We start from the raw sequence: 24560 nt of genomic DNA on the forward strand, positions 1-24560 counted from the left end.
ACGATGCGGCCGTGCACGCCTTCGACGTCCTGGGCGACCCGGTCCGGCGGCGGGTCCTCGAGCTCCTCGCCGACGGCGAGCGGTCGGCCGGCGAGGTCACCGCCGTCGTCCGGGAGGAGTTCGGCATCACCCAGCCGGCCGTCTCGCAGCACCTGCGGGTGCTGCGGGACAACGGCTTCGCCCGGGTCCGTGCCGACGGCGCGCGGCGGCTGTACGCCGTCGAGCCCGCGCCGCTGCAGGACGTCGACCGGTGGCTCGCGCGGTTCCGCGGCACCTGGGACCGGCACCTCGACGCACTCGCCACCGAGCTCGCCCGCGGCAGGCGGGAGCGCCGCCCGCGCGAGGAACACCCGCCGGACACCCACCCGGCGGACCCACCCGAGGAGGAGGAACCGTGAGAGACCTGCTGGCCGAGGTCGCCGAGACCGCCCGCGAGGTCGCCCGCCGCGGCGGGGCGGACGACGAGCTGGTCGCCGTCACCGTGCGGCGCGAGTACCCGGCGGCCGCCGAGGACGTGTGGGAGGCCGTCACCGACCCCGCGCGCCTGGCCCGCTGGTTCGCGCCGGTCACCGGCGACCTGCGCCCGGGCGGCGGCTTCGCCGTCGAGGGCAACGCCGACGGCGAGATCCGCGAGTGCTCCCCGCCGTCGACGCTGGTGCTCACCTGGGGCGGGCCGGTCAGCGTCGTCACCGTCCGGCTGACCCCGGCCGGCGCGGCCACCGTCCTGGAGCTCGAGCACACCGTCCCGGTCGCCTTCGCGGGCAGCGGCGCCGGCGCGCTGTTCGTCGGCCCGGGCTGGGACGTCGCCCTGCTCGGCCTGGGGCTGCACCTGCGCGGCGAGGACGTCGGCGACCCGGTCGCCTGGGAGGGCGGCGAGGAGGTGCGCCGCGCCAACGCCGCTTCCATCGACGCGTGGGTGGCCACCGTGACCGCCTCGGGCACCGCGACCCCCGAGGAGGTCGCCGGCGGCGAGGCGGCGGCCCGCGCGCAGTTCACCCCGGAGCCCTCGGCGAGCTGAGACCGCGGTCCCCGGCGCCGGCTCGCCGGGGACCGCGCCGTCGGTCAGAGTGATCACGCGATCCCCTCCCGACGGAAGGCCTCCCCGTGCGCCCCCAGGACGACGGCGACCCGCAGCTCGCGGAGTTCGGCTACACGCAGAAGCTGGACCGCAGCATCGGCCGGTTCGCCAGCTTCGCGGCCGGCATCAGCTACATCTCGATCCTGACCGGCACGTTCCAGCTGTTCTACTTCGGCTTCGGCGCCGGCGGCCCGGCCTACGTGTGGTCCTGGCCGATGGTGTTCGCCGGGCAGCTCATGGTCGCGCTCTGCTTCGCCGAGCTCGCCGCCCGCTACCCGGTGGCCGGGTCGCTCTACAACTGGACGAAGCGGCTGGGCAGCGCGACGACGTCGTGGCTGGCCGGCTGGGTGATGCTGACCGCCTCGATCGTGACGCTGGCGGCCACCGTGCTCGCCTACCAGATCACGCTGCCGCAGCTGTGGTCCGGCTTCCAGGTCGTGGGCGACGGCACCGGCACCTACGACGTCGCGGTGAACGCCGTCGTCCTGGGCGGCCTGCTCGTCCTGTTCACCACGCTGGTCAACGCCTTCGGCGTGAGGCTCATGGCGCGGATCAACAGCGCCGGGGTCCTCATCGAGCTCGTCGCCGCCGTGCTCATCGTGGTGATCCTCGCCGTCAGCGCCACCCGGGGTCCGCAGGAGGTCCTCACCGACACGGCCGGCGCGGGGGAGGGGCAGAGCCTGGGCTACCTCGGTGCCTTCCTCGTCGCGGCGCTCGCCTCCGGGTACGTGATGTACGGCTTCGACACCGCCAGCTCGCTCGGCGAGGAGACGAAGGACCCCGGACGCACCGCGCCGCGCGCGATCATCCGGGCCATCACCGCGTCGTTCGTCCTGGGCGGGCTGATCCTGCTCTCCGGCCTGATGGCCGCTCCCGACCTGGCCGACCCGCAGCTGGCGTCGAGCTCCGGCGGCCTGCAGTACGTCCTGCTGCAGGTGGCCGGCACGGGGCTGGGCAAGGCGTTCCTCGTGTGCATCGTCGTCGCGATCACCGTGTGCTGCCTGGCGGTGCACACCGCGACGATCCGGATGGCGTTCGCGATGGCCCGGGACAACAACCTGCCCTTCAGCGCCCGGCTGGCCCGCGTGGACCCCAGGCGGCGGACGCCGGTCGTCCCGGCCGTCGTCGTGGGCGTGCTGGCGATCGGCGTCCTGGTGCTCAACATCCGCCAGCCGCAGATCTTCACGGCGCTGACCAGCATCGCCGTGGTGATGATCTACCTGGCCTACCTGCTGGTCACCGTCCCGATGCTGGTGAGCCGGCTGCGTGGCCGCTGGCCGCTGCCCGCCGAGCCCGGGCGCTTCTCGCTGGGTCGCTGGGGCCTGCCGGTCAACGTCCTCGCGGTGCTGTGGGGCGCCGCCATGGCGCTGAACCTGGCCTGGCCGCGCCGGGAGGTCTACAACGCCACCGGGGAGCAGCACTGGTACCTGCAGTGGGCCGCGTTCGTGCTGATCGGCGCCATCGTCGCCGTCGGCCTGGCCTGGTACCTGCTGCGGCAGCGCAAGCGCTCGGGCGTCCTGCCCGAGCACGCCCTGGTGGCCGACCCGCCCCCTACCCCCGCCTGATCCGGGCCGCGGCCCGGCCGACCGAGCGCAGCAGCCGGGCCCGCTGTGCCCCCGGCAGGGCGGCGAACACCCGGGCCATCGCCGCGGCGACGGCGGACGGCGGCGAGCCGGCGTCGAGGTAGCCGCCCCACGCCCCCTCGGGCAGCGTGAAGAAGGCGGCGAAGAAGGCGTCGGTGGCCGCGGTGTCCAGCGCGAGCAGCACCTCCAGGCCCAGGCCCAGCAGCCCCGCCGTCGTCCGCGGCCGGGCGGCGCGCACCACCGGCCGCGGGTCCGCGCCGGCGGCCAGCGCCGCGGCCACCCGCGGGCCCAGCCGCAGCGACGACGCCACGCTGTAGCCGGTGGCCGGGTGCACCAGCCCGCCCGCCGCCCCGAGCGGGGTGCCCGGCCCGGCGGCGCGCGGCGGCGCGTCCAGCGGGATGGCCACCCGCTCGGCGTCACCGGCCGGGCGCAGCCCGTGCGCGTCGAGGAGCGCGGCCAGCCGGGCGCGCAGGTCGCCCAGCGGCACCGGCGGGCGCGCGGCGAGCGAGGTGGCCTCCAGGAGCACGGTGCCGTCGTCGAGGGGCAGGCCGTAGAGGAAGGCCGGCGGCGCGGCGGGGTCGGCCAGCGCCGTCCAGTCCATGAGCAGCGCGCCGCCGGGCGGCACCAGGCCGGGCACCGGGCCCGCGACCACCTCGCCCCAGGCCCGCTGCTGCGCCGTCCCCGGCCCGCCGCCGCGGGCGTCGAGCACCGTCCGCGCGGTCAGCCGGGCCCCGTCGGCGAGGACGGCGGCCTCCCGGTCCCGGTCGCGGACCAGCCCGGTCACCCGGCCGGTGCGCACCTCGCCGCCGTGCGCGCGGAGGCGGTCGAGCAGGGCGGCGTGCACGACGCCGTTGCGCAGCCGCGCGTAGCCCCGCTGCAGGCGCCGCTCGCCGCCGGCGGCGGTGCGCACGACGGTGGGGGAGTACCGGGCCGCAGCCGCGGCCGGGTCGAGCCCGAGCGGGCCGGCGGCGGCGTCGAGCTGGTCGGCCCACAGGCAGTAGGTCGGCGCCCACACGCGCGCCGACGGCGCCACCAGCACGGTGCGCAGGCCCGCTGCGGCGCAGGCGGCCGCCGCCGACAGCCCCGCCGGTCCCACCCCCGCGACGACGACGTCGTACGGGGTCACCCGATGTCGCCGTCGACGTACACCCAGCGGCCCCCCACCCGGCGGACCCGGCTGCGCTCCCGGTGCGTGTGCTCGGCCTGCGCGTGCCCCTCGCCGCCCGCGCGGGAGTACGCGCGGAAGGCCACCGTGCCCTCGGCGTCGAACAGCCCGCCGCCGGTGGTGGCCAGGACCTCCAGGCCGGTCCAGCGCACGTCCGGGTCGAGGGTCAGCGACCGCGGGCGCGTGGCCGGGTCCCACGTCCGCTCCAGGTAGCCGGCGTCGCCGAGGGCGAAGGCGCTGTAGCGCGAGCGCACGAGCTGCTCGGCGGTGGCGGCGGCCGCCGTCCCGTCGTGCAGCGGCCCGCAGCACTCCGCGTGGCTCAGGCCGGTGCCGCAGGGGCAGCGTCTCGGGGGCACGCCGCCATTCTGGCCCTCCGGCAGGGGCCCGCTCCGAGCGTGCGAGGGGTGGGGGACAGGGGGCTCCTCGCTCAGGACTCCGCGATCCAGACGGCGGTGTCCGGCGGCAGCGCCACCGACCGGGCCGAGGTGTGGACGCCGGGGCCGGACTCCAGCAGCACCTGCCCGCGGGAGCGGACCAGCGCGGTGCCGGTGCCCATGTTGACCACGCAGCGCACCGTCCGGCCGCCGCCGGTGCAGCGCACGGTGAGGACGTCGCCGCGGGTGCTCACGGTGGCCTCGCCGCTGCCCAGCGCCGGGTGCTCGGCGCGGATGCCCAGCGCCGTCCGGTAGAGGTGCAGCACCGAGCCGGAGTCGCGGGTCTGCCGGGACACGGCGTGCCGCTTCCACTCCGCGGGCACCGGCAGCCAGGGCCTCGCCGAGCGGGTGGGCGAGAAGCCGACGCCGGTCGTGGCGTTCCACGGCATCGGCACGCGGCAGCCGTCGCGGCCGGCGCGCTCGCCGCCGCTGCGGTGGAAGATCGGGTCCTGCCTGGCCTCGTCGGGGACGTGCGCCTGGGGCAGGCCGAGCTCGTCGCCGGCGTAGACGTAGGCCGAGCCGGGCAGCGCCAGCAGCAGCATCGCCGCCGCCCGGGCGCGGGCCAGGCCGGTCTCGCCGCCGCCGAAGCGGGTGACCATGCGGTCCTTGTCGTGGTTGCCCAGCACCCACGACACCGGCGCGCCCACGCGGCCGAAGGCCTCCAGGGCACTGCCGATCGCCTCGGCGAAGGCCGGGGTCTCCCACGCGGACTTCAGCAGCCGGAACGACAGGGACTGGTGCAGCTCGTCGGGCCGCGAGTAGAGGGCGACCTCGTCGAGGTCGGCCAGGCAGACCTCGCCGACCAGCATGGTGTCCGGGTACTCGTCGCAGACCGCGCGCCAGCGCCGCCACACGTCGTGCACCTCGGGCTGGTTCCAGGTCATGGCCTGCTCGGGGCCGTGGCCGAAGAGGGTGGGGGAGTACTCGCCCGGGTTGTCGCGCAGCCCGGCGTCCTTGTGGAGGCCGTAGGCGACGTCGACCCGGAAGCCGCTCACGCCGCGGTCGAGCCAGAAGCGCAGGGTCCGCTCGAAGTCCTCGGCCACGGCCGGGTCGCGCCAGTTGAGGTCGGGCTGCTCGGGGGCGAACAGGTGCAGGTACCAGCGGCCGTCCGGGGTCCGCGACCAGGCCGGCCCGCCGAACAGCGAGCGCCAGTTGTTCGGCGGCTGCTCCGACGGCGGCGCGAAGTGGTACCGCGCGGCCTCGGGGGAGTCGGGGTCGGCCAGCGCCGCCTGGAACCAGGGGTGCCGGTCGGAGGTGTGGTTGGGGACGACGTCGAGCACGACGCGCAGGCCCAGCCGGCGGGCGTCGGCCACCAGCGCCTCGACGTCGGACACGTCGCCGTACTCGGGGTCCACCGCCCGATAGTCGACGACGTCGTAGCCGCCGTCGGCGCCGCCGGAGGGGTAGTGCGGGTTGATCCACAGCGCGTCGACGCCGAGCCACGACAGGTACGGCAGGCGGGCGCGCAGGCCCGCGAGGTCGCCGATGCCGTCGCCGTTGCCGTCGGCGAAGGAGCGCAGGTAGACCTGGTAGACGACGGCCGAGCGCCACCAGGGCTGGTCGAGCTGCCCCGGCCGCTCCAGGGCGGGCGTCTCCCGGGACCACGGCTGCTGACCGGCCGCACTGCCGGCCGCCACGAGTCGAGCGGACATGCGCCCAGGATCGGCACTCCCCGTGGTCCGATCGCAGGTCGTGCACGCCAAAGAGTGCCGTCATGATCGTCACGTTCCGCCGAACGCGCAGGTGCGGGGCGTGCACGGTGTCCTCAGGCACACCCCGGATGGAGGACCCTCCTGCCGGTGTTGCACCAGCCGTCACACGAGTCACGAGCCGCCGTCGCCCGGCGGCAGGGAGTACCCGCACCATGACCAGCCCCACGGCCAGTTCCACGGCACCCGCCACGACCGGCCGCACCGCCTGCTTCCGTCATCCCCGGCACGTCTGGATCGCCAGCTGCCCCGACTGCACCGCCTGGTACCTCGCCGGCCTGCGCGCCGCGCCCAGGAACCGCGACCGGGCCGCCTCGGCGGTCTGATCGACCCGACGGCGCCCCTCCTGCTCCCCGGCCGGAGGGGCGCCGTCGTGTCCGGGGCTGGTTGACTGGTCGTTGAACGCTCGACGACCGGGGGCCTGCGTCCCCACCGGAGGAGGACGGCCGTGCACGTCGGTGTGGACAGCTTCGTGGCGGCGGTGACCGATCCGCGCAGCGGCCGCCGGGTCGGCCCCGAGGAGCGGATGGCGCACCTGCTCGAGGAGATCGAGCTCGCCGACCGGGTGGGCCTGTACTCCTTCGGGATCGGCGAGCACCACCGGCCCGAGTACTACGACTCCGCGCCCCCCGTGATCCTGGCCGCGGCCGCCGCGCGCACCGAGCGGATCCGGCTGGGCAGCGCCGTCGCGGTGCTGTCGGCGGCCGACCCGGTCCGGGTGTTCCAGCAGTTCGCCACCCTGGACCTCATCAGCCGGGGGCGCATCGACCTCGTCGTCGGCCGCGGCTCCTTCACCGAGGCGTTCCCGCTGTTCGGCCTGTCGCTCGCCGACTACGACGAGCTCTTCGACGAGAAGCTCGACCTGCTGCTGCGCATCCGCGCGTCCGAGCACGTCACCTGGTCGGGCCGGCACCGCCCGGCGCTCACCGGCCAGGGCGTCTACCCGCGGCCGCTGCAGGACCCCCTGCCGATCTGGGTGGGCGTGGGCGGCACCCCGACGTCCTTCGTCCGGGCCGGCCTGCTGGGCCTGCCGCTCATGGTCGCGATCATCGGTGGTGAGCCCCGGCAGTTCGCCCCGCTCGTCGACCTCTACCGGCAGGCCGGCGCGCAGGCCGGGCACCCACCCGAGCGGCTGCAGGTGGGGCTGCACGTCTTCGGCTACGTCGCCGACAGCACCCGGGCGGCGGCGGACACCATCTACCCGGGCTGGCACGAGATGTTCACCGCGGTCTCCCGGGAGCGCGGCTTCCGCGCACCCACCCGCGCGCAGTTCGACGCCACCAGCGGCCCCGACGGCGCGTTCTTCATGGGCGACCCGGACACGGTGGCCGACAAGCTGCGGCGGATCTCCGCGCAGCTCGGCGGCGTGGACCGGGTCTCGATCCAGATGACCAACCCGCGCCTGGCCCACGAGGACCTGTTGCGGGGCATCGAGCTGCTGGGCACCGAGGTGGCGCCCCGGGTCGCCGCGGGCTGAGGTCGCGCCTCAGGAGTGGCCGCCGTGCCGGCCGAGCGTCTGCACGGGAGTCGCGCCGGGCCGGGGCCACTGCGGCACGGGGCGGCTGGTCGGCCCCCAGGTGGCGTTGCCGTCGGCGTCCGAACGCCAGTACCAGCACGCGTGGTCCCCCTCGGGCCGGCCCTCGGGTTCGTCCTCCCACGCCTCGCCGCGGCCGTAGGGCGTCCGGTCGAGCAGGCCGAAGGACCCGGCGACCGGCTCGTTGCCGCGGCCGGTCGTGGAGTAGGTGAGGAACGTGCGGTCGACGTCGCGCAGGAAGCAGGTCAGGTACCCCATGGCGCCGCCGACCGGCTCCGCCACGTCCCGCACCGAGTACCAGGGCCGGGAGTACCCCATGAACGCGACGTAGGCGGCCACCTCGTCCCACCGGCCCGTGGTCACGACGGCGGAGGAGACGCCGCGGGCCTCGAGGTGGACGGTGTCCCGGAGCTGCCAGGTCGTCATGGTGCAGCCCTCGCACTGCCCCTGGTGCGGCGCGCCGTCGTACCACATGTGCTTGTGGACCACGAGCTCCTCGCGCCCCCGGAACAGGTCCAGGAACGGGACCGGGCCGTCGGGCCCGACCACCTCGACCGTCCCGTCGAACTCCAGCGTGGTCGTCATGGCGTCCTCCGGTGGGTGTGGGACCGGCGTCCCGCGACAGCCGGGCAGACCCGCGGGCCGGCCGGGACTCGTCGCCGGAGGCCGGGGACCAGGGTCGGGTCCGGGTGCGGTTCCGGGCCTTCCCCGATGCGGCGGGACGGCCCGCGGCGGGAGCCTCGTGCCATGACCACACCGACCCCCTTCCCGCCTCCCACCACCACCCCGGTCCGGCTGCGGCGCAGCTCGACCGACCGCATGCTCGGCGGCGTCTGCGGCGGCCTGGCCACCTACACCGGCGTCGACGCCGTGCTGTGGCGCGCCGGCGTCGTCGCGCTCTCCCTCGCCGGCGGCGCCGGCCTGGTCCTCTACGCCGTCCTCTGGGTGCTCACCCCGGCCGACCCGCCCGCGCCCGGTGAGCAGCCGCGACCGGTGGACCGGTTCGTCGACCGCCTCGCCGGACGGACCGACGGCGCCGCCTGAGCGCCGCGGTCAGGGCCGGGGCGGGAACAGCCGCGCCAACCCGACCCGGGACCGCAGTCCGCGCTTGCGGTAGACGCTGCTCAGGTGGTGCTCGACGGTCTTCGGGCTGAGGAAGAGCGCCGCCGCGATCTCCGCGTTGGAGTGCCCCTGCGCCGCCAGGACGGCGATCCGCGTCTCCTGGGCGGTCAGGGGCTCCTCCGGCAGCGCACGGCGCGGTCGGGCGGTGCGCCCGGTGGCCCGCAGCTCGTCCTCGGCCCGCCGCGCCCACGCGGCGAGGTCCGTCGCGGCGAAGGCGTCGGCCGCGGCGGCCAGCTCCTCCCGCGCCCGCGTCCGCCGTCCCGCGCGGCGCAGCCGGGCGCCGTACAGCAGCCGGGTGTGCGGCGTCTCGAAGGCGTCGGGCGCCAGGGCGTGCGCGGCCAGCGCCTGCTCGAACAGCGCGGCCGCCCCGTCGTCGTCGGGGGAGGTCAGCGCCCGGCACCGGGCCACCAGGGCCGCGGTCGGGGGCAGCGGTGACGGCGACACCCGCTCGTAGTCGGCGGCCAGCCGCGCGGCCTCGGCGACCCGGCCCAGCCCCGTCCACGCCTCCACCAGCAGCGGTGCGACGCCGAGCGGCTCACCCAGCGCCCCCACCCCGCCGTCGGCGGCCAGCCGCGCCTCCAGCAGCGTCGCGGTGCCGACGAGGTCGCCGCGGCACAGCGCGCAGAAGGCCTCGGTGAGCGCGAGGTGCGCGGCCACCCCGGCCGTGCCGGCGCGCAGGACGAGGGCCCGGGCGCGCGCGAGGTGCGCCGCGGCCTCCGCGTGCCGGCCGCGGGCCGCGTGCTCCCAGGCCAGCAGCTCCAGGGCCGGCGCGGCGTCGGCGACGTAGCCGAGCTGCTCCGCCAGGTCGACGGCCTCGCCGGCGTCGGCGAAGGCGCCGTGGTGGTCGCCCAGCAGCTGCGCCCTGCCGTGGGCGGTCATCGCGAGGACGCTCACCAGCACGCCCAGCGCCCCGAGCGCCCGCGCCTCGCGCAGCCGGCGCTCCACCGCCGGGACGGCGCCGAGCGGGTCGGCCGTCCAGCCCAGCCCGAGCACCGCCAGGGGCAGCAGCCGCGGCTCGGCGCGCAGGTCCGGCTCGGCCTCCATCGTGTCCAGCGCCCGCTGCAGGAGCGTCCGGCCGCGCCCCTCGTCGCCGTCGTGGACGGCGGCCAGACCGGTCACCCACGCCGCGAGGGCGCGCTGCAGCGGGTCCCCGTCGTCGGCTCCCGCGGCGATCCGCCGCGCGGTGTCCCGCATGCCCGCCACGTCGCCCAGCCGGTGCTCGGCGACGGCCAGGTCGGTGAGCACCCAGGCGGCGGCACGGCCCCGCGCGAGGTCCGCGGCCGCGCGCAGCAGGTCCCGTGCGGCCGGCACCGAGCCGGCGTCCTGCTCGACCCGGCCCAGGACGTGCAGCACCCCGGCGCGGGCGGCGCCGGTCGCCGGGCCGCGCAGGACCACGCCGGCCAGCGACCGGGCGCGGGCGGTGTCCCCGCCGACGGCGGCGTCCGCAACGGCGGCCGCCAGCAGGTCCGCCGAGCGTGCGGCGTCGCCGGTCAGCGCTGCCGCCCGTTCGAGGGCCGCCGAGGAGGCGGCGTAGCCGCGGCGGTCGCGCGCCCGGCCGGCCAGGCCCGCCAGCTCCCCGGCCAGCGCCTCGTCCGGGCCGGCCGCGGCGAGGGCGCGGTGCCACACCCGGGCGACGTCGTCCCCGGTCCGGGCGGTGTCGGCGAGGAGGCGGTGCGCCCGCCGGCGGTCGGCGGGCGCCGCGCGCTCCCACACCAGGCTCCGCAGCAGCGGGTGGCGGAAGGCGAGGGCGTCCCCGTCGCGGACGACGACCCCGCGCTGCTCGGCGGCGTCGAGGGCGGGACCGGGGTCGGTGCCCGACCGCGCCAGGGCGGCGGCCACCGCCGCGGCGCTGCCGTCGAGCGCGGCGGCCAGCAGCAGCAGCGCTTCCTCCGCGCCGGGCGGGAGCGCCGCGAGGTCCGGTGCGAGGGCACCGGCCAGCGCCGGGCCGGCCGGCAGGTCGGCGGGCAGCGGAGCGGTGCCGGCGCGCTGCTCCGGCGTCAGCGCGCCGGCCACCTCCAGCAGCGCGAGGGGGACCCCGCCGAGGCGGTCGGCGAGCCGGTGCGCCACGGGCGGGGCGACGGTCCGGGCGAGCAGCGTGCGGGCGTCCCCGGGGGCGAGGGCGGGCACGGGGAGGACCTCGGCACCGGCGACCGGTCCGGGGGCGGGACGCCGCGCCGCGAGCACCGCGACCCGGTCACCGTGCATCCGGCGCGCGGCGAACAGCAGCGCGCCCGCGGACTCGGGATCGACCCACTGCAGGTCGTCGACCAGCACCAGCAGCGGGCCGGACACCGCGGCCGCGGCGAGCAGCGACAGCGTGGCGGCCGCGACGAGGTGCCGCTCGCCCGGGACGTCGACCGGGCCCCATCCCAGCGCCGCCGCGAGCGCCGCGGCCTGGCCGGGCGGGACCTCGGCCAGCAGGGACCGCAGCGGGGTCAGCAGCTCCAGCAGCGCGGCCTGCGGCAGGGTGGCCTCGGACTCGACGCCCCGCGCGCGCAGGACGCCGAAGCCGGCGGCCCGACCGGCCGCGGCCCGCAGCAGCGCCGTCTTGCCGACCCCGGGCCCGCCCTCCAGGACGAGCAGGCCGGGGCAGCCGCCGCGAGCGTCGTCGAGCAGGCGGTCGACGCGGGCCAGCTCCGCCGCGCGGCCCACCAGGTCGCGGGTTTCCCCCGACGCGACGGCGCCCCCGCCGGACCGACGCTCGTCCGGCAGGGACCCCTCGGGAGGACACCATGTCATCGACCCAGCCCCAGACGCAGACCCGGACCCCTGCTCGGAACCAGCCACCGGCCCCGACGCTATCGCCGATCGGCACCCAGCTGAGGTGGCTCGCGTGCCTGTTCGGGGCTCCGTTCGACCGCCGGCTGCTCCCGTGGCGCAGCCCGCGGTGAGCGACCCCGGCGCCGGCCGCTCAGCGCGCGGGGGTGGGCAGGATGCCCCGCCGCTGCGCCTCGAGCACCGCGGTCAGCCGGTCGTGGACGCCGAGCTTGCGGTACACCCGCGCGGCGTGCGTGGTGACCGTGCGGACCGAGCAGCCCAGCCGGTGGGCGGCCGCGCCGGCGGTCAGCCCGTCGGCCAGGCACAGCAGCACCGCCGTCTCCCGCCCGGTGAGGCCGGCCTCGCGCGCGCGGTCGGGTGCCTCACCGGCGGGGTCCTGCAACCGCGCCAGCAGGCGGACGTGCCGGTCCAGCGCCCGCAGCACCGGCTGCACGGTCGCCAGCAGCTCCAGGTCGTCCGCGGTGAAGTCCCGGCGAGCCCGGCCGAAGGCGAACCCGCAGACCTCGGCCGGCCCGCCGCGCAGCGGCAGGCTCACCGCCTGGTCCCAGCCGCACACCTCGTCCAGCACGCCGCGGGCGGGGGAGCGGCGCCAGGTCTGCCACCCGCCGGCGGCCTCCTGCGCCGTCATCGGGGCGAGGTCCCCGGCCGCGGCTGCGGCGAGCAGCGGGTTGGCCGCGCGCATGCGGTGCGTGGCGCCGACCAGCTGCTCGAGCTGAGCGGCGTCGAACCCGCTGCCGATGATCATGGTGGCGCCGGTGCGCCAGTCGGTGCACTGCAGGACCGCGCCGGGTGCCTCCAGCCGCGGGCACAGGACCGCGAAGACCGGCCCGGTGGGCAGGCGGGGACCGACGATCCCGTCGAGCAGGCCGACCACCAGGTCGGTGAGCTCCCGGACCACAGGCTCCATGGCCGGCCTCCGACGTCCCCCACTCGCGGGACCGCCGGTCCCGCGCCCGCCGCGCGTGCGGTCCCCCGCACGGGACGAGCGTGACCGGGGCGGCGGCGCGCCGTCAACGGTCGACCGCGCGGTTCCGGCCGCGGTCAAGGTGGTCCGGTGCGGGCGGGGCTACGCAGTTGTGCGTACAGACGGCCTCGCTCCGCCGTCCCTAGCGTTCGGGCATCCGCACCGACCAGGGGGAAACCGTGTCACTCCTCGTGCTGCACCTGCGCTGGAACGACCTCGACCAGGAGCGGTACGCCCGGCTCCGCGACGCCATCCCGGAGGGCGACGACCGGCCGTCCAGCTGCCTGTCCCGCCGGCACGTCCGGCAGCCGCGGGCGGTGATGGTCTACGAGGTGTGGGACGACGGTGCCGCCGCCGAGGAGGAGCTCGCCCGGGTGCGTGCCGTGCTCGGTGCCGGTCCCGACGAGCCGCAGCGCGTCGTCTTCTCGATGCCCGACCTGTTCGCTGTCGGCTTCCCCGCCCGCAGGCCCGCGGCCTCCGCCGTGCCGATCCCCGCCCCGCGGTCGCCGGCCGAGATGCCCGCACCCGTCGGCTGAGGGCCGCCTCCGGGGTCAGCCCCGGAGGTGCTCGGCGAACCAGGCGTCGGTCCGGGCCCAGGTGTCGGCCGCGGCGCCGGCGTCCGGGCGGATCCGCAGCAGGTTGCGCAGCACCGGCCGCAGCGGGCGCGGCCCCACCGGGGCGTCGTGCAGGAAGCCGTGCCCGGCACCCGGGTACTCCCGGACGTCGTGCCGGACGCCGAGCCGGGTGAGCACCGTGCCCAGCTCGGCGGCGGCGCCGCGCAGCCCGGGGTCTGCCCCGCCGTAGCCGGCCACGACGGGGCAGGCGCCGACCAGCGCGGTGTGCGGGTCCTGCGGCAGCCGCGCGTAGAACACCGCCGCCGCGTCGAACCCGCGCGCGGCCAGGTGCAGCGCCAGGCCGCCGCCGACGCTGGACCCCAGCACGCCGAGGCGGCCGGTGCAGCCGGGCATCGCGGCGAGGTGCGACCGGGCCGCCTCGGCGTCGGCGAACGGCCGTCCCTCCCCGGCGGCCACGGCCGTGAACGTCCGCACCAGCGACGACCGGGCGCCGCCGTCGCTGAACAGGTCCGGCATCAGCGCCAGGTACCCGGTCGCGGCCATCCGCTGCACCTGCCGGCGCATGACTCCGTCCACCCCGAAGGCCTCGTGCAGCAGCACGACGCCCGGCCACGGCCCGGGCCCCTCCGGGACGCCGAGCACCCCGCGCAGCCGCGGTGACCCGCCCTCCGCCGGGGGGATCTCCACGTCGGAGAGCGCGATGCGCGCGAGATCGGTCACGGACGGCCTCCCCGGGCTCCGGTCGGTGCCGCCGATGCTGGCAGAGGACCCGCGCGCGCAGGGCTTGGCGCGCGCCGCCGGGTGTGGGGGGATGCCGGGATGACGCGCGCGATCGTGGTGGGCGGCGGGGTCGCCGGACCGGTGGCGGCCATGGCGCTGCAGCGGGTGGGCATCGAGGCGACCGTCCACGAGGCCCAGCCCGAACCGGCCGGCGACGTCGGCGCGTGGCTCGGCGTCCAGGTCAACGGCCTCGCCGCGCTGCGGGCGGTGGGTGCCGAGGACGCCGTCCGCGCCGCGGGGATCCCGACGCACGCCATCCAGTTCCGCAACGCCGCCGGGCGGGTCCTGGGCGCCCTGCCCACCGGCGACCCGCCGGCCGGGATCTCGCTGCGGCGCTCCGACCTCTACCGCGCCCTGCACGCCGAGGCGCAGCGGCGAGGCATCGAGGTCCGCTACGGCTCCCGGCTCACCGGGGTGCACGACACCGGCGACGGCGTCACCGCGGAGTTCGCCGACGGCCGCACCCAGACCGCGGACCTCCTCGTCGGCGCCGACGGCGTCCGCTCGACCGTGCGGGCCTGGGTCGACCCCGGCTGCCCGCCGCCGCGCTTCGTCCCGGTGCTCAACACCGCGGGCTACGCCGACCACGTCCCGGCCGACGCCGAGGTCGGCCGGCTGACGATGTACTTCGGCCGGCGCGGCTTCGGCGGGTACCTCGCCGCGCCGGACGGCACGACCTGGTGGTTCGCCAACCCGCCGCTGGACCGCGAGCTCCCGCACGGGGAGGTCGCCGGCACGCCGGACCTGCGGTGGCGGGCGCTGCTCTACGACCTGCACCGGGGCGACCGGTCACCCCTGGTCGAGCTGGTGGAGGCCACCCCGGGGCCGCTGCGCGGGTGGACGACGTACGACCTCCCCACGGTCCGGCGGTGGTCGCGCGGGCGCGCCGTGCTCGTCGGCGACGCCGCGCACGCCACCTCGCCGGCCGCCGGGCAGGGCTCGTCGCTGGCCATGGAGGACGCCGTCGTCCTGGCCCGCTGCCTGCGCGACCTGCCGGCCGCCGAGGCCCTGCGGGTCTACGAGGGCCTGCGCCGGGCGCGGGCGGAGCGGGTGGTCGCCCAGGCCCACCGCACGAGCGCCGCGAAGTCGCCGCCGGCCGTGGGCCGCCTCGTCCGCGACGCGGTCATGCCGCTCGTCCTGCGCGCCCGCGACCCGCAGGCGTGGATGCGCGACCACGACGTCGACTGGGACACGCCCGTGACCGCCGTTCCCCGGTGACTCCTGCGTCGTCGAGCCGGGGGACCTGCCCCCGGCCCCGATGAAGTGGTCCGTGCCCCGCCCCTGGTCCCGCCCGCTGACCGTCCTGCTCGCCGCCCTCGCCGGCGTCCTCCTGCTCACCCCGCCGGCCTCGGCCGTGCCCGGCCCGCTGCGCTACGTCGCCCTCGGCGACTCCTACAGCGCCGCCTCCGGGGTCCTGCCGCCCGACCTCACCGCCGCCCAGCACCCCGGGGTGCCGCCCCAGCTCGAGGCGCTGTCCGCGGACACCCAGCTGGTCACGATGACCATCGGCGGCAACGACAGCGGCGTGTTCGTCACCTCGATCCTGCGCTGCGGCGCGGCCGGCGTGAGCACCCTCGGGCAGGGCAGCCCGTGCCGCGACACCTACGGCACCTCGTTCGAGGACACCGTCCGCACCACCACCTACCCGGCGCTGGTCGAGGCGCTGTCGGCGGTGCGGCAGGCCGCCCCGCGGGCGCGGGTGGCGATCCTCGGGTACCCGGCGATCCTGCCGCCGACCGGTGGCTGCTTCGACCGGATGCCGATCGCCGAGGGCGACGTCCCCTACCCGTACGGGCTGCAGGCCACGCTGAACGACGCCGTCCGGCGGGCGGCCGCGGCCACCGGCGTGACGTTCGTCGACCTGTCGGCCGCCTCCGCCGGGCACGACGCGTGCCCGGCCGATCGGCGTCCGCTGGGTCGAGCCGGTCCTGCAGGGCACCAACGCGGTGATCGTGCACCCGAACGCCCTGGGGGAGCGGGAGATGGCCGCCCGGGCGGTGCAGGCGCTGCACCTGCGCTGAGGCCCCGGGGTGGGTACCGGGGGGTCGTGGTCACCCGTCGGCTCCTGCTCCTCGCGGCGGGCCGGGTCGCCGCGGCCGGTCTGCTGACCGGCTGCGCGGCCCGGCTGCCCGGCCCACCCGCGGCGTCCGGTGCCGCGGCGGTGCTCACCGCCCGCCCGGTGGCCGCGCCCAGCGCCCTGCCGCCGTCCCCGGGCACCACCGCGCTGGGCCTGGAGGAGGTGCGCGACGCCCTGCTGCACGTCCCGGCGGGCGGGCTGACCGGGCCGGCCCCGCTCGTCGTCGTCCTGCACGGTGCGGGAGGGGACGCGGAGGGCGGGCTCGGCCTGCTGCGGTCGCCGGCCGACGAGCGCGGTCTGGTGCTCCTGGCCCCGGCCTCCCGCGGCCCGACCTGGGACGCCGTGACGCGCGGCCACGGCCCCGACGTCGCGCTCGTCGACCGGGCGCTGGCCGCGGTGTTCGCGGCGCTCCCCGTCGACCCGGAGCGGATCGCCGTCGCGGGCTTCTCCGACGGCGGGTCCTACGCGCTCGGACTCGGGCTGGCCAACGGCCGGCTGTTCCGGCAGGTCGTCGCCTTCTCCCCGGGCTTCGTGCCCCCGGCCGGCCGGACCGGGCGGCCCCGGGTGTTCGTCTCCCACGGCACGGCGGACGACGTGCTGCCGGTCGACCGGACCAGCCGGGAGATCGTCCCCGCGCTCCGGGGCGAGGGGTACGAGGTCACCTACCGCGAGTTCGACGGCGGCCACGAGGTCCCGCACGAGGTGGCTCGGGAGGCCGCCGATCGGCTCGTCGCGCCCGCGGGCTGACCCGGACGCTCAGCCGACCTGTGCGGCGAGCCGGTGGATCGGCTCGGACCACGCCGCCGGCGCGGTCCAGACGAAGCTGTGCGCGCCGGGCACCGACACGAACCGGCCGTCCCGCGCGGCCCGGCTCAGAGCGCGGGCCCACTCCTCGGTGCACAGCAGGTCGTCGGCGCCGCGCAGCACGAGGACCGGGACGTCGACCTCGCCGACGACGTCCTCGAGCCGGTCGGCCAGGGACGCCCGCACCGCGTGCAGGACCCGCCGCAGGCCGGCCCGCTCCCGCTCCGGGCGGTGGGCGTCGTCGAGGTCCGGCGGCTCCAGGCGGCGGTTCCGGTGCCAGGCCCGCAGCACGCCGCCGAGGCTCCGGTACCGCGGGTCGACCGCCGGGCCGGCCAGCACCAGGCCGCGCACACCCGGTGGGCGCCGCAGGGTGGCCCGGGCCGCGACCTGGGTGCCGCCGGAGTGGCCGGCGAGCACCACGGGGCCCAGGTCCGCGGCGCGGAGCCAGGCGACGACGGCGTCGCCGAACTCCACGACGTCGAGCTCGTGCGGCGGCTCCCCGCTGCCGGAGAACCCGGGCAGCTCGACCAGGTGGGCGCGGGTCCACCGGCCCAGCTCCCGCAGCCCGGGGACGAGGTAGTCCGACACCCCGATGCCCTGGACCACCACGACCTCGGCGACGCCGTCGCGCCGGCTGCCCACCGAGCGGCTGTGCACCCGCCCCAACGGGGTCTCCCTGTCGGCGTGGAGGAGGTCGGTCGGCAACGGAACCTCCTGGTGCCGGACGGCGCACGGACGCGGGTCCCGAGGGCCAGTGTGGCGGCGCCGGCTCCCGCGTGCGCGGCCTCCGCACTGCTGGTTGGCTCGCGGCAGGCGGCTCAGCACGCGGGCCGTCCGGGTCGGCGACTGGAGACGACCGTGGCCACCACCATCGCAGGCATCCGCAGGCAGACGGCAGTGCGGGCGCTCGGCGCCTCCGGGCTGGCGTTCGGGGCGGTGAGCGTCCTCGCCCCGCGGCTGGTCGCCGCCGGGTACGGCGTCCCCCCGACGCCGCAGGGGCTGCAGCTGCAGCGGCTCTTCGGCAGCCGGGCGCTGGCCCTGTCCGTCTCGACGCTCACCGCGCGGACGCGGGAGGAGGTCGACCGGGGGCTGCTCCTGCTCGCCGCAGCCAACGTCCTCGACGTGCTCACCGCGCTGGGCGCTGCCCGCGGGTCCGGCCGGGCCACCACCGTGCGAGCCGTGACGAGCTCGGCCGTCTACGCCGCGGCCGCGCTGGCGGTCCGGGGGATGCAGGACTGACCCCGGGACCCGCCGGAGGCGCCGGCAAGCCGCTGCCCGACGTCGTCGCGCCCGGCCTCGACGTCCTGTTCTGCGGCATCAACCCGTCGCTGCTCTCGGCGGCGCGGGGGCACCACTTCGCGCGGCCCGGCAACCGGTTCTGGCCCGCCCTGCACCTGGCCGGGCTCACCCCGCGCCGGCTCGCGCCGGAGGAGGACCGCGAGCTGCTCCGCTTCGGCCTCGGGGTGACCAACCTCGTCGACCGGCCGACCCGGACGGCGGCCGAGCTGACCGCCGACGAGCTCCGCGACGGCGCCGCGGCCCTGGGTCGCCTGGTGGAGGAGCACCGGCCGCGGGTGGTCGCGGTCCTGGGACTCACCGCCTGGCGGCTCGCCGTCGGCTCCGCCCGCGCGGGCTGGGGCCGCCAGCCCGACCGGATCGGCGGCGCCGACACCTGGGTGCTGCCCAACCCGAGCGGGCTGAACGCGCACTTCCGGCTGCCCGACCTCGCCCGGCTGTACGCCGGGCTGCGCGACCCGGACCAGCGCGCCGCCCCGGACCAGCGCGCCGCCCCGGACCAGCGCGCCGCCCCGGACTAGCGCGCCGGCTCGGTCGCCCGGGCCTCCTCCGCCAGCCGGCCGACCATCGCCACGGCCTCGCCCCGGTCCAGCGCGGCGCCCTCGGCCAGGGCGGTGTCGTACTCGACCTCCTCGAGCGCCTCGCGGGTGGCCGTCACGTAGCGCTGGCCGTCCATCGGGTCCATCCGCAGCGGGTCGTAGCCGACCTGCCGGGCGTTGGCCTGCACCGCGCCGAGCAGCACCGCCGCGGTCCGCGGCCGCCCCGCGGCGGTCGTGGCGCCGACGGCGGCCAGCAGCCCGGCCAGGGTGCCGGTGGCGTCGCCCTCGCGGTGGGTCAGCTCGACCATCGCCCACAGGTCGCCCAGGGCCTCGGGCGCCCGCCCGACGTCGGTGAGCGCCTTCGCCCGGATCCACAGCACCGACGAGTGCGCCCACGAGTGCCCGAGCCGCAGCGCGAGCTCCTCGGCGCGGCCCAGGTGCTCCAGGGCGCCGTCGGTGTCGCCGGCGGCGCGCGAGAACTGCCCGAGGGTCATGGCGATCTCGACCTGCACCCACTCGATGCCGGAGGCCTGCGCCAGCTCCAGGCCGCGGGCGATGTCGCGGGCGACCTCGCCGTCGGGGTCGGGCTGGCCGAGCAGCGCCCGCACGAAACCGCGCAGGACGAGGGCGAGGGGCAGCACCGGGTCGGAGTCGGCGGCGGTCTCGGCGATCTCGCTGGTCCGCGCCCACAGCGAGGGCACGTCGCCGGACAGGTAGGACAGCAGCGCGTCGGCGAGCAGGGCGCCGCTGCGGACCCCGGCGGGCGCGCCGGGCGAGCCGTCGAGGGCGGCGGCCAGCCAGCGGCGGCCCTCCTGCACGTGGCCGCGGCGGTACCAGTACCAGCCCAGCGCGCCGCTGATCCGCAGCGCGGCCTCGCCCTGACCGGTGGCCAGCGCGTGCCCGAGCGCGGCCCGCAGCGCCGGCTGCTCGGCGTCGAGCCGCCGGGCGCTCTCGCTCCACAGCGGGCTGCGCAGCGTGGGCTCGAGCCGCGCGGTGAGGTCGACGGCGAACCCGGTCAGCCGGTCGCGCAGCCGCCGGGACCCGGTCTCGTCGAGCCCCTGCTCGGCGTACTGCCGCAGCGTCTCCAGCATCCGGTAACGGCGGGTGCCGTGGTCGAGCTCGACGAGCGACTTGGCCACCAGCACCCGGAGGAGCTCCAGCGCGCCGCCGTCGACCTCCGGGCCGGCGACCGCCTCGACCAGGTCGGGACCGAAGGTGCCCGGCAGGACCGCCACGGCCCGGAAGACGGCGAGCTCGGCGGGGGAGAGCAGGTCGACGCTCCACTGCACGGTGGCCGCGAGCGTGCGCTGGTGCGGCACCGCGGTGCGCCAGCCGCCCGACAGGAGGGCGAACCGGTCGTCGACCCGCCCGGCCACCTCGGCCAGCGGCAGGGTGGTCAGGCAGGCGGCGGCCAGCTCGACGGCCAGCGGCAGCCCGTCGAGGGCCGCCACCAGCTCGCGCACGTGCCGCAGGTCCTCCTCCGACGGGTCGGCGAGGTGGGGTGCGGCCAGCCGGGCGCGGTCGAGGAACAGCTGCTCGGCGTCGCTGCCGGGCGCGCCGGCCGGCATCGGGCCGCAGGGCAGCACCGCCTCGCCGGGCAGGCCGAGCGGCTCGCGCGAGGTGGCGAGCACCCGCAGCTCGGGGCAGCGGGGCAGCAGCGCGGCGCAGACCGCGGCGGCGGCGTCGACGACGTGCTCGCAGTTGTCCAGCACCAGCAGCAGCGGCCGGTCCTGCAGGGCGGTGGCGACGGCGCCCAGCGGATCGCCGCCGGCCAGCGTCACGCCGAGGACGGTGGCCACCTGGGCGGCGACCAGCTCGGGGTCCTCGACGCCGGCCAGCTCCACCAGCGCCGCGGGCGGTGCCCCGGCCGGACGGCGTCGCGCGGCCTCCAGCGCCAGCCGCGTCTTGCCGCTGCCCCCGGGCCCGACCAGGGTGACCAGGCGCTGTCCGGACAGGGCCGCGCCCAGGCGGGCGAGCTCGGCGGTGCGCCCGACGAACGCGGTCAGCGGGACGGGCAGCGGTCCCAGGGCCCGGACCGCGGGCGGCGCCGGCGGAGCCGGGGCGGGCTCCGGTGCCGGGGCGGCGGGAGGGGCCGCCGGCCCGGCCAGCGCCGGGTCCTGCCGGAGGATCTGCTCGTACAGCGACTGCAGTGCCCGCCCGGGGTCGACCCCCAGCCCGTCGGCGAGCAGCCGGCGGCCCTCGTCGTAGACCTCGAGCGCCTCGGCCTGCCGCCCGCAGCGGTACAGCGCCAGCATCAGCGAGGCGCGCAGGCCCTCGCGCAGCGGCTCGGCGCGCAGCAGCTCGCGGACGTCGTCGACGATCTCGGCGTGCCGGCCCAGCCGCAGGTCCAGCTCGGCGGCGAGCTCGCGGGCGGCCAGCCGCAGCTGCTCGAGCCGCTCGGACTCCTCGGCGGCGAAGGCGGCCGCGACATCGGCGTAGGCCGGGCCCCGCCACAGCGCCAGGCCCTCGGCGACCGCGGCCCGGGCGCCCTCGGCGTCGCCCCGCGCGGCGAGGTCGCGGGCCGCGCGCAGCAGCTGCACGAAGCGGACGGCGTCGACGTCCTCGGGGGCCACCTCGAGGCGGTAGCCGGGCTCCCGGGTGACCAGGAGCGTCCAGCGACCGCCGGTGACGTCGGGCTCGAGCTCCCGGCGCAGCCGGGACACGATCGACTGCAGCGTGGCCGAGACCGCCGTGGGCGGCTGGCCGCTCCACACGCGGTCGACGAGCAGGTCGACGGGGACCGTGCGACCGGGGTCGACCAGCAGCGCGGCGAGGACCGCGCGGTGGCGGGGGGACTGCGGAGCCAGGAGCTGCCCGTCGCGCCAGACCTCCACGGGTCCGAGCACGCGGTACGAGGTGGCGGTCATCGCGGCGCAGCCTAGGTACCGGAACGCCCCGGTGGTGGGTCTCCGGCGCCCCGTGACCTGCCGGTGACCTGCACCGCGTGCGCGTGACCTGCTGCCCAAGCGGCCGACAAGGGGACACCAAGGACGCACCGACACCCTCCGGGTGCACCGACCACCGCACCAGGAGACGCCTCGTGACCACCCTCCCCGTTCCTCCGTCGCCGCTGCCGGACCTCCTCGGAGAGCCGCGGCCGGCCGTCCTGCCGCCCGACCTGACCGCCGCACTGGCCGCCCGGCTCTCGCCGTCGGCCGTGCTGACCGCCGGGTCGGTCCTGCGGGTCGGGGAGGTCTCCGACGTGGTCGCCGCGCTGCGGCTGGCCGGCCGGCACGGCGTCCCCGTGACCGTCCGCGGGCCCGGCCGGGTCGACGACGGCCCGGCCCGGCGCCTGGCCGTGGACCCCGGCGGGCTGGCCGGCGTGACCGTGTCGCCCGCGGGCTGGGCGCGGGTCGGCGCGGGGGTGCGGTGGCGGACGCTGGCCGACGCGGCCGCGCCGCACGGGTTCACCCCCATCACCGGCGCCTCGGCCGCCGAACGGGTCGCCGACACGGTCACCGGCGGCGGCGTCGGGCCGTTGGCCCGGACCTACGGACTGGCCGGGGACCGGGTCCGGGCGGTGGAGCTCGTCACCGGCGACGGCGTCCTGCGCCGGGTCACGCCGGGCGACGACGCCGACCTGTACTGGGGCGTGCGCGGCGGCGGCGCGGCGCTCGGCGTGGTCACCGCCGTGGAGCTGGACCTGCTGGCCGCCGGGCCGCGCTACGGCGGGGAGCTGTCCTGGGCCGGGACCGACGCCCCCCGGGTGGCCGAGGCCTGGCGCACCTGGTCCGCGGGGCTGCCCCCGCAGGCGGGGACCTCGCTGCTGCTCACCCGGCCGCGGGAGGGCGAGGGTGCGGTGACCGTGCGCTTCGCCTGGACCGGCGAGGCCGACGACGGCGACGCGCTGCTCGACCGGCTGCGTGCCGCCGCGCCGCCGGCCCGGGCCGACCTCGCGCCGCGCGGGCCCGCCGGCCTGGCGGCGCCCGGGCTGACCGGCGGTGTGGAGTCCTCGCTGCTGCTCGACCGGCTCTCCGGCGGCGCGACCGGCGCCCTGCTCCGGGCGGCGGGCGGCAGCCGGCCGCGGACGGTGGAGGTGCGGCTGCTCGGCGGCGCGCTGAGGTGGGTGCCGCAGCAGCCGAGTGCGGTCTGCCACCGGGACGCGCGGCTGGCGGTGCGGGTCGTCGGCGGCACCGGCGCGGAGGACCGCGCGGCCACCCGTGCCTGTGCCGAGCAGCTGGCCGCCGCGCTCGGCGGTGACCTGGGCGGCCGCGCCACCGCGCACGGGTGGGGTGCGGCGCCGGACGTGCTGGCGCGCACGCCCTCGCCCGCCGTCCGGGACCGGCTCGCCGCGCTGGCGGCGGCCACCGACCCGCACCGCATCCTCGAGGGCGCGGTGCCCGGGCGGGGCTAGCCGCCCAGCGCGGCGCTGACCACCGGCGAGGGCCGCAGCGCCACGGGACGGCCGGCCAGCTCGGCGGCCTCGAGGGTGTCGGCGAGCAGCTCGCGGCCCGACGCCGACAGCGCGGTGACCGAACCGGCGTCGACGCGGTCGACCGGCACCGGCTCCCGCCCGTAGCAGCTCCAGAAGGCCTCCACCGCTGCGGCGTCGACCTCCCCCGCCAGCACCAGCGCCCGCCCGCCGGCGGTGACGAGCAGGCGGACGACGCCGCGGCGGGGAGCGGCCGAGCGCGGAGCGGTCACCCCGCCAGTGTGCGCGGGTCCCCGGCCTACCGGCCCGCCCCCGCCGGCTCCGCCCGGGCGCCCGGCGCCGGCTCGGAGGCGAGGTCGGCCTGCCACAGGTCGGGGCCGAAGACCTCGTACTGGACGTCGCGGGCGGGCACACCCCGGTCGATCAGGCTGCTCCGGACCGCGCGCATGAACGGCAGCGGCCCGCACAGGTAGTAGGCGGCGCCCTCGGGCAGCTCCACCGCGTCGAGGTCCATGGTCCCGGCGTGCACGCCGTCGACGGGGAGCGTCGTCTCGGCGCCGCGCTCGTACCAGACGTGGACGGCGGCGTCCGGCAGCGTGCGGAGGTCCCCGAGCACCTGGCGACGCAGCGCGAAGGCGTCCTCGTCCAGGTCGGCGTGCAGCAGCGTGACGGGCAGGGAGGAGCGCGCCGCGGCCAGGTGGGAGAGCATCCCGGCCATCGGGGTGATCCCGATGCCGGCGCTGGCGAACACGACCGGCCGGCCGGAGTCGTCGAGGACGACGTCACCGAAGGGCGCCGAGAGCGTCAGCCGGTCGCCGACCTGCACGTGGTCGCACAGGTGGTTGGAGACCTCGCCGGCGGGCCCGTCCTCGCCGCGCACCCGCTTGACCGAGAACGAGCGGTGCTCGCCGTCGTCGGCGCGGGTGAGGCTGTACTGGCGTGGCTGGCGCACGCCGTCGGGCAGCGGCACCTGCACGGTGACGTACTGGCCGGGCAGCGACGTCGTGACCAGCCGGTGGTCGATCCGCCGCACCCGGAAGGTGACGACGTCGGCGGTCTCCTGGACCTTCTCGGCGACCTCCCACTCCCGCCACACCGTCTCCGGGCGCACACCCCGGGCGCTGTAGAGGCCGCGCTCCTGGTGGACGAGCGCGTAGGCCATGAGCCAGTAGACCTCGTCCCAGGCCGCGGCCACCTCCGGGGTGACCGCGTCGCCGAGCACGTCGACGATGGCCCAGAACAGGTGCTCGTGGACGACGTCGTACTGGGCCGGGGTGATCCCGAGCGAGACGTGCTTGTGCGCGATCCGCGACAGCAGCTGCTCGGGGAGCTGCTCCGGCGTCTTCACCAGCGTGCCGGCGAACACGGCGACGGAGCCGGCCAGCGCGACCTGCTGTTCCCCGGTGGCCTGGTTGCCGCGGTTGAAGACGCCGTCGAACAGCTCGGGGTGCGCGCCGAACAGGTGCCCGTAGAAGCGCCGGGCGATCTCCTGGATGTTGTCGGCGACCACGGGCAGCGTCGCCTCGATCACGGGACGGGATCGGTCAGAGAGCATGCGGTCCTCCTCGGGCGGGCCGACGGCCGGACAGCAGCCTGCTGGGCTCCCCGTGTCCGCGCCCGCCCGTCGCTGCCGTCCGCGGGGAGGGGTGTCCACACCGGCGCGCCCCGCGGCGACCCTGCCAGGACCGGCGCCGGAAATCGATCGGATCAGCGCTGGTGGAGGTCTAGCCGCCGTCCGGAGGCCTCGCTA

23 protein-coding genes are annotated in these 24560 nt (G+C 78.0%); 12 read left to right on the forward strand and 11 right to left on the reverse strand.

The genetic code is table 11. The features are described from left to right. The first annotated feature begins 11 nt into the window (after positions 1–11). The 3 genes from JD79_RS15670 (at position 12) to JD79_RS15680 (ending at position 2643) form a co-directional block, all read left to right on the forward strand. The gene (locus JD79_RS15670) at positions 12–398 is read left to right on the forward strand and encodes an ArsR/SmtB family transcription factor (RefSeq protein ID WP_110006284.1); all 387 of its coding nucleotides are present in this window, start codon (positions 12–14) and stop codon (positions 396–398) included. Continuing rightward, positions 395–1018: an SRPBCC family protein gene (locus JD79_RS15675; RefSeq protein ID WP_110006285.1), complete on the forward strand. Its 624-nt coding sequence runs from the start codon at positions 395–397 to the stop codon at positions 1016–1018. The genes JD79_RS15670 and JD79_RS15675 overlap by 4 nt, the downstream gene beginning before the upstream one ends. An 86-nt stretch (positions 1019–1104) precedes the next feature. Further along, positions 1105–2643 carry an APC family permease gene (locus JD79_RS15680; RefSeq protein WP_110006286.1) on the forward strand — a complete coding sequence of 513 codons (1539 nt, stop codon included), beginning with the start codon at positions 1105–1107 and terminating at the stop codon, positions 2641–2643. On the opposite strand, the gene JD79_RS15685 is transcribed toward JD79_RS15680, so the two are convergent. The 3 genes from JD79_RS15685 to JD79_RS15695 form a co-directional block, all read right to left on the reverse strand. Beyond that, a complete protein-coding gene (locus tag JD79_RS15685) occupies positions 2630–3787 on the reverse strand; it encodes a lycopene cyclase family protein (RefSeq protein ID WP_170149231.1) in 1158 nt (385 codons plus the stop codon). The two genes, JD79_RS15680 and JD79_RS15685, sit on opposite strands and share 14 nt — an antisense overlap. Next, on the reverse strand, positions 3784–4182 hold the full coding sequence (locus JD79_RS23120; protein ID WP_110006288.1) for a YchJ family protein: 399 nt from the start codon (positions 4180–4182) through the stop codon (positions 3784–3786). Before JD79_RS23120 ends, JD79_RS15685 begins: the two co-directional genes overlap by 4 nt. 71 nt (positions 4183–4253) lie before the next feature. Continuing rightward, a complete protein-coding gene (locus JD79_RS15695) occupies positions 4254–5912 on the reverse strand; it encodes a glycoside hydrolase family 13 protein (protein ID WP_110006289.1) in 1659 nt (552 codons plus the stop codon). A gap of 212 nt (positions 5913–6124) precedes the next feature. Between JD79_RS15695 and JD79_RS22750 the strand changes: the two genes are divergently transcribed. Together JD79_RS22750 and JD79_RS15705 are read left to right on the forward strand one after the other, a co-directional pair. Beyond that, positions 6125–6295 carry a hypothetical protein gene (locus JD79_RS22750; RefSeq protein ID WP_170149232.1) on the forward strand — a complete coding sequence of 57 codons (171 nt, stop codon included), beginning with the start codon at positions 6125–6127 and terminating at the stop codon, positions 6293–6295. A 122-nt stretch (positions 6296–6417) separates the two neighbouring features. Continuing rightward, complete coding sequence (locus JD79_RS15705; protein ID WP_110006291.1) at positions 6418–7446, forward strand: Atu2307/SP_0267 family LLM class monooxygenase; 1029 nt, start codon at positions 6418–6420, stop codon at positions 7444–7446. 9 nt (positions 7447–7455) lie between these two features. Here JD79_RS15705 and JD79_RS15710 read toward each other — a convergent pair whose 3' ends face one another. After that, positions 7456–8088 (reverse strand): DUF899 family protein, encoded by a 633-nt coding sequence (locus tag JD79_RS15710; protein WP_110006292.1) that lies wholly within the window; start codon positions 8086–8088, stop codon positions 7456–7458. 162 nt (positions 8089–8250) lie between these two features. On the opposite strand from JD79_RS15710, the gene JD79_RS15715 reads away from it, so the two are divergent. Next, positions 8251–8547, forward strand: a complete 297-nt coding sequence (locus JD79_RS15715; RefSeq protein ID WP_110006293.1) for a PspC domain-containing protein — start codon at positions 8251–8253, stop codon at positions 8545–8547. A gap of 9 nt (positions 8548–8556) precedes the next feature. On the opposite strand, the gene JD79_RS15720 is transcribed toward JD79_RS15715, so the two are convergent. Together JD79_RS15720 and JD79_RS15725 are read right to left on the reverse strand one after the other, a co-directional pair. Then, entirely contained in the window at positions 8557–11277 is a 2721-nt protein-coding gene (locus JD79_RS15720) for a LuxR family transcriptional regulator (protein WP_170149233.1), read from the reverse strand. Positions 11278–11536: 259 nt separating this feature from the next. After that, positions 11537–12310, reverse strand: a complete 774-nt coding sequence (locus JD79_RS15725) for a response regulator transcription factor (RefSeq protein ID WP_146220463.1) — start codon at positions 12308–12310, stop codon at positions 11537–11539. 236 nt (positions 12311–12546) lie between these two features. Between JD79_RS15725 and JD79_RS15730 the strand changes: the two genes are divergently transcribed. Further along, entirely contained in the window at positions 12547–12903 is a 357-nt protein-coding gene (locus tag JD79_RS15730; protein WP_146220464.1) for a hypothetical protein, read from the forward strand. 15 nt (positions 12904–12918) lie between these two features. Here the strand turns inward: JD79_RS15730 and JD79_RS15735 are convergent, their stop codons facing one another. Further along, positions 12919–13662 (reverse strand): dienelactone hydrolase family protein, encoded by a 744-nt coding sequence (locus tag JD79_RS15735; protein WP_211307999.1) that lies wholly within the window; start codon positions 13660–13662, stop codon positions 12919–12921. A 99-nt stretch (positions 13663–13761) separates the two neighbouring features. Between JD79_RS15735 and JD79_RS15740 the strand changes: the two genes are divergently transcribed. Together JD79_RS15740 and JD79_RS23125 are read left to right on the forward strand one after the other, a co-directional pair. Then, positions 13762–14940 carry an FAD-dependent oxidoreductase gene (locus tag JD79_RS15740; protein WP_110006297.1) on the forward strand — a complete coding sequence of 393 codons (1179 nt, stop codon included), beginning with the start codon at positions 13762–13764 and terminating at the stop codon, positions 14938–14940. Positions 14941–14992: 52 nt separating this feature from the next. Further along, positions 14993–16546: a GDSL-type esterase/lipase family protein gene (locus JD79_RS23125; protein ID WP_211308000.1), complete on the forward strand. Its 1554-nt coding sequence runs from the start codon at positions 14993–14995 to the stop codon at positions 16544–16546. A gap of 9 nt (positions 16547–16555) precedes the next feature. On the opposite strand, the gene JD79_RS22755 is transcribed toward JD79_RS23125, so the two are convergent. Beyond that, a complete protein-coding gene (locus JD79_RS22755) occupies positions 16556–17308 on the reverse strand; it encodes an alpha/beta fold hydrolase (RefSeq protein ID WP_170149234.1) in 753 nt (250 codons plus the stop codon). Positions 17309–17461: 153 nt separating this feature from the next. On the opposite strand from JD79_RS22755, the gene JD79_RS22760 reads away from it, so the two are divergent. After that, positions 17462–17842 carry a DUF4267 domain-containing protein gene (locus JD79_RS22760; protein ID WP_170149057.1) on the forward strand — a complete coding sequence of 127 codons (381 nt, stop codon included), beginning with the start codon at positions 17462–17464 and terminating at the stop codon, positions 17840–17842. Positions 17843–17874: 32 nt separating this feature from the next. Further along, positions 17875–18420, forward strand: coding sequence for a G/U mismatch-specific DNA glycosylase (mug, locus tag JD79_RS15760; protein ID WP_281270352.1), 546 nt, complete (start codon positions 17875–17877; stop codon positions 18418–18420). Here mug and JD79_RS15765 read toward each other — a convergent pair. After that, positions 18417–21305, reverse strand: coding sequence for an AfsR/SARP family transcriptional regulator (locus JD79_RS15765; RefSeq protein ID WP_110006299.1), 2889 nt, complete (start codon positions 21303–21305; stop codon positions 18417–18419). The two genes, mug and JD79_RS15765, sit on opposite strands and share 4 nt — an antisense overlap. Before the next feature lie 173 nt (positions 21306–21478). Here JD79_RS15765 and JD79_RS15770 point away from each other — a divergent pair, with 173 nt between their 5' ends. Then, entirely contained in the window at positions 21479–22792 is a 1314-nt protein-coding gene (locus tag JD79_RS15770) for an FAD-binding oxidoreductase (RefSeq protein WP_170149235.1), read from the forward strand. On the opposite strand, the gene JD79_RS15775 is transcribed toward JD79_RS15770, so the two are convergent. Both JD79_RS15775 and JD79_RS15780 read right to left on the reverse strand, forming a co-directional pair. Continuing rightward, on the reverse strand, positions 22789–23082 hold the full coding sequence (locus tag JD79_RS15775) for a hypothetical protein (RefSeq protein WP_110006301.1): 294 nt from the start codon (positions 23080–23082) through the stop codon (positions 22789–22791). The genes JD79_RS15770 and JD79_RS15775 overlap by 4 nt on opposite strands. 26 nt (positions 23083–23108) lie before the next feature. Then, on the reverse strand, positions 23109–24365 hold the full coding sequence (locus JD79_RS15780) for a globin domain-containing protein (protein ID WP_110006302.1): 1257 nt from the start codon (positions 24363–24365) through the stop codon (positions 23109–23111). Positions 24366–24560 lie beyond the last annotated feature (195 nt).

Source organism: Geodermatophilus normandii (assembly GCF_003182485.1).
GTDB classification, from domain to species: domain Bacteria; phylum Actinomycetota; class Actinomycetes; order Mycobacteriales; family Geodermatophilaceae; genus Geodermatophilus; species Geodermatophilus normandii.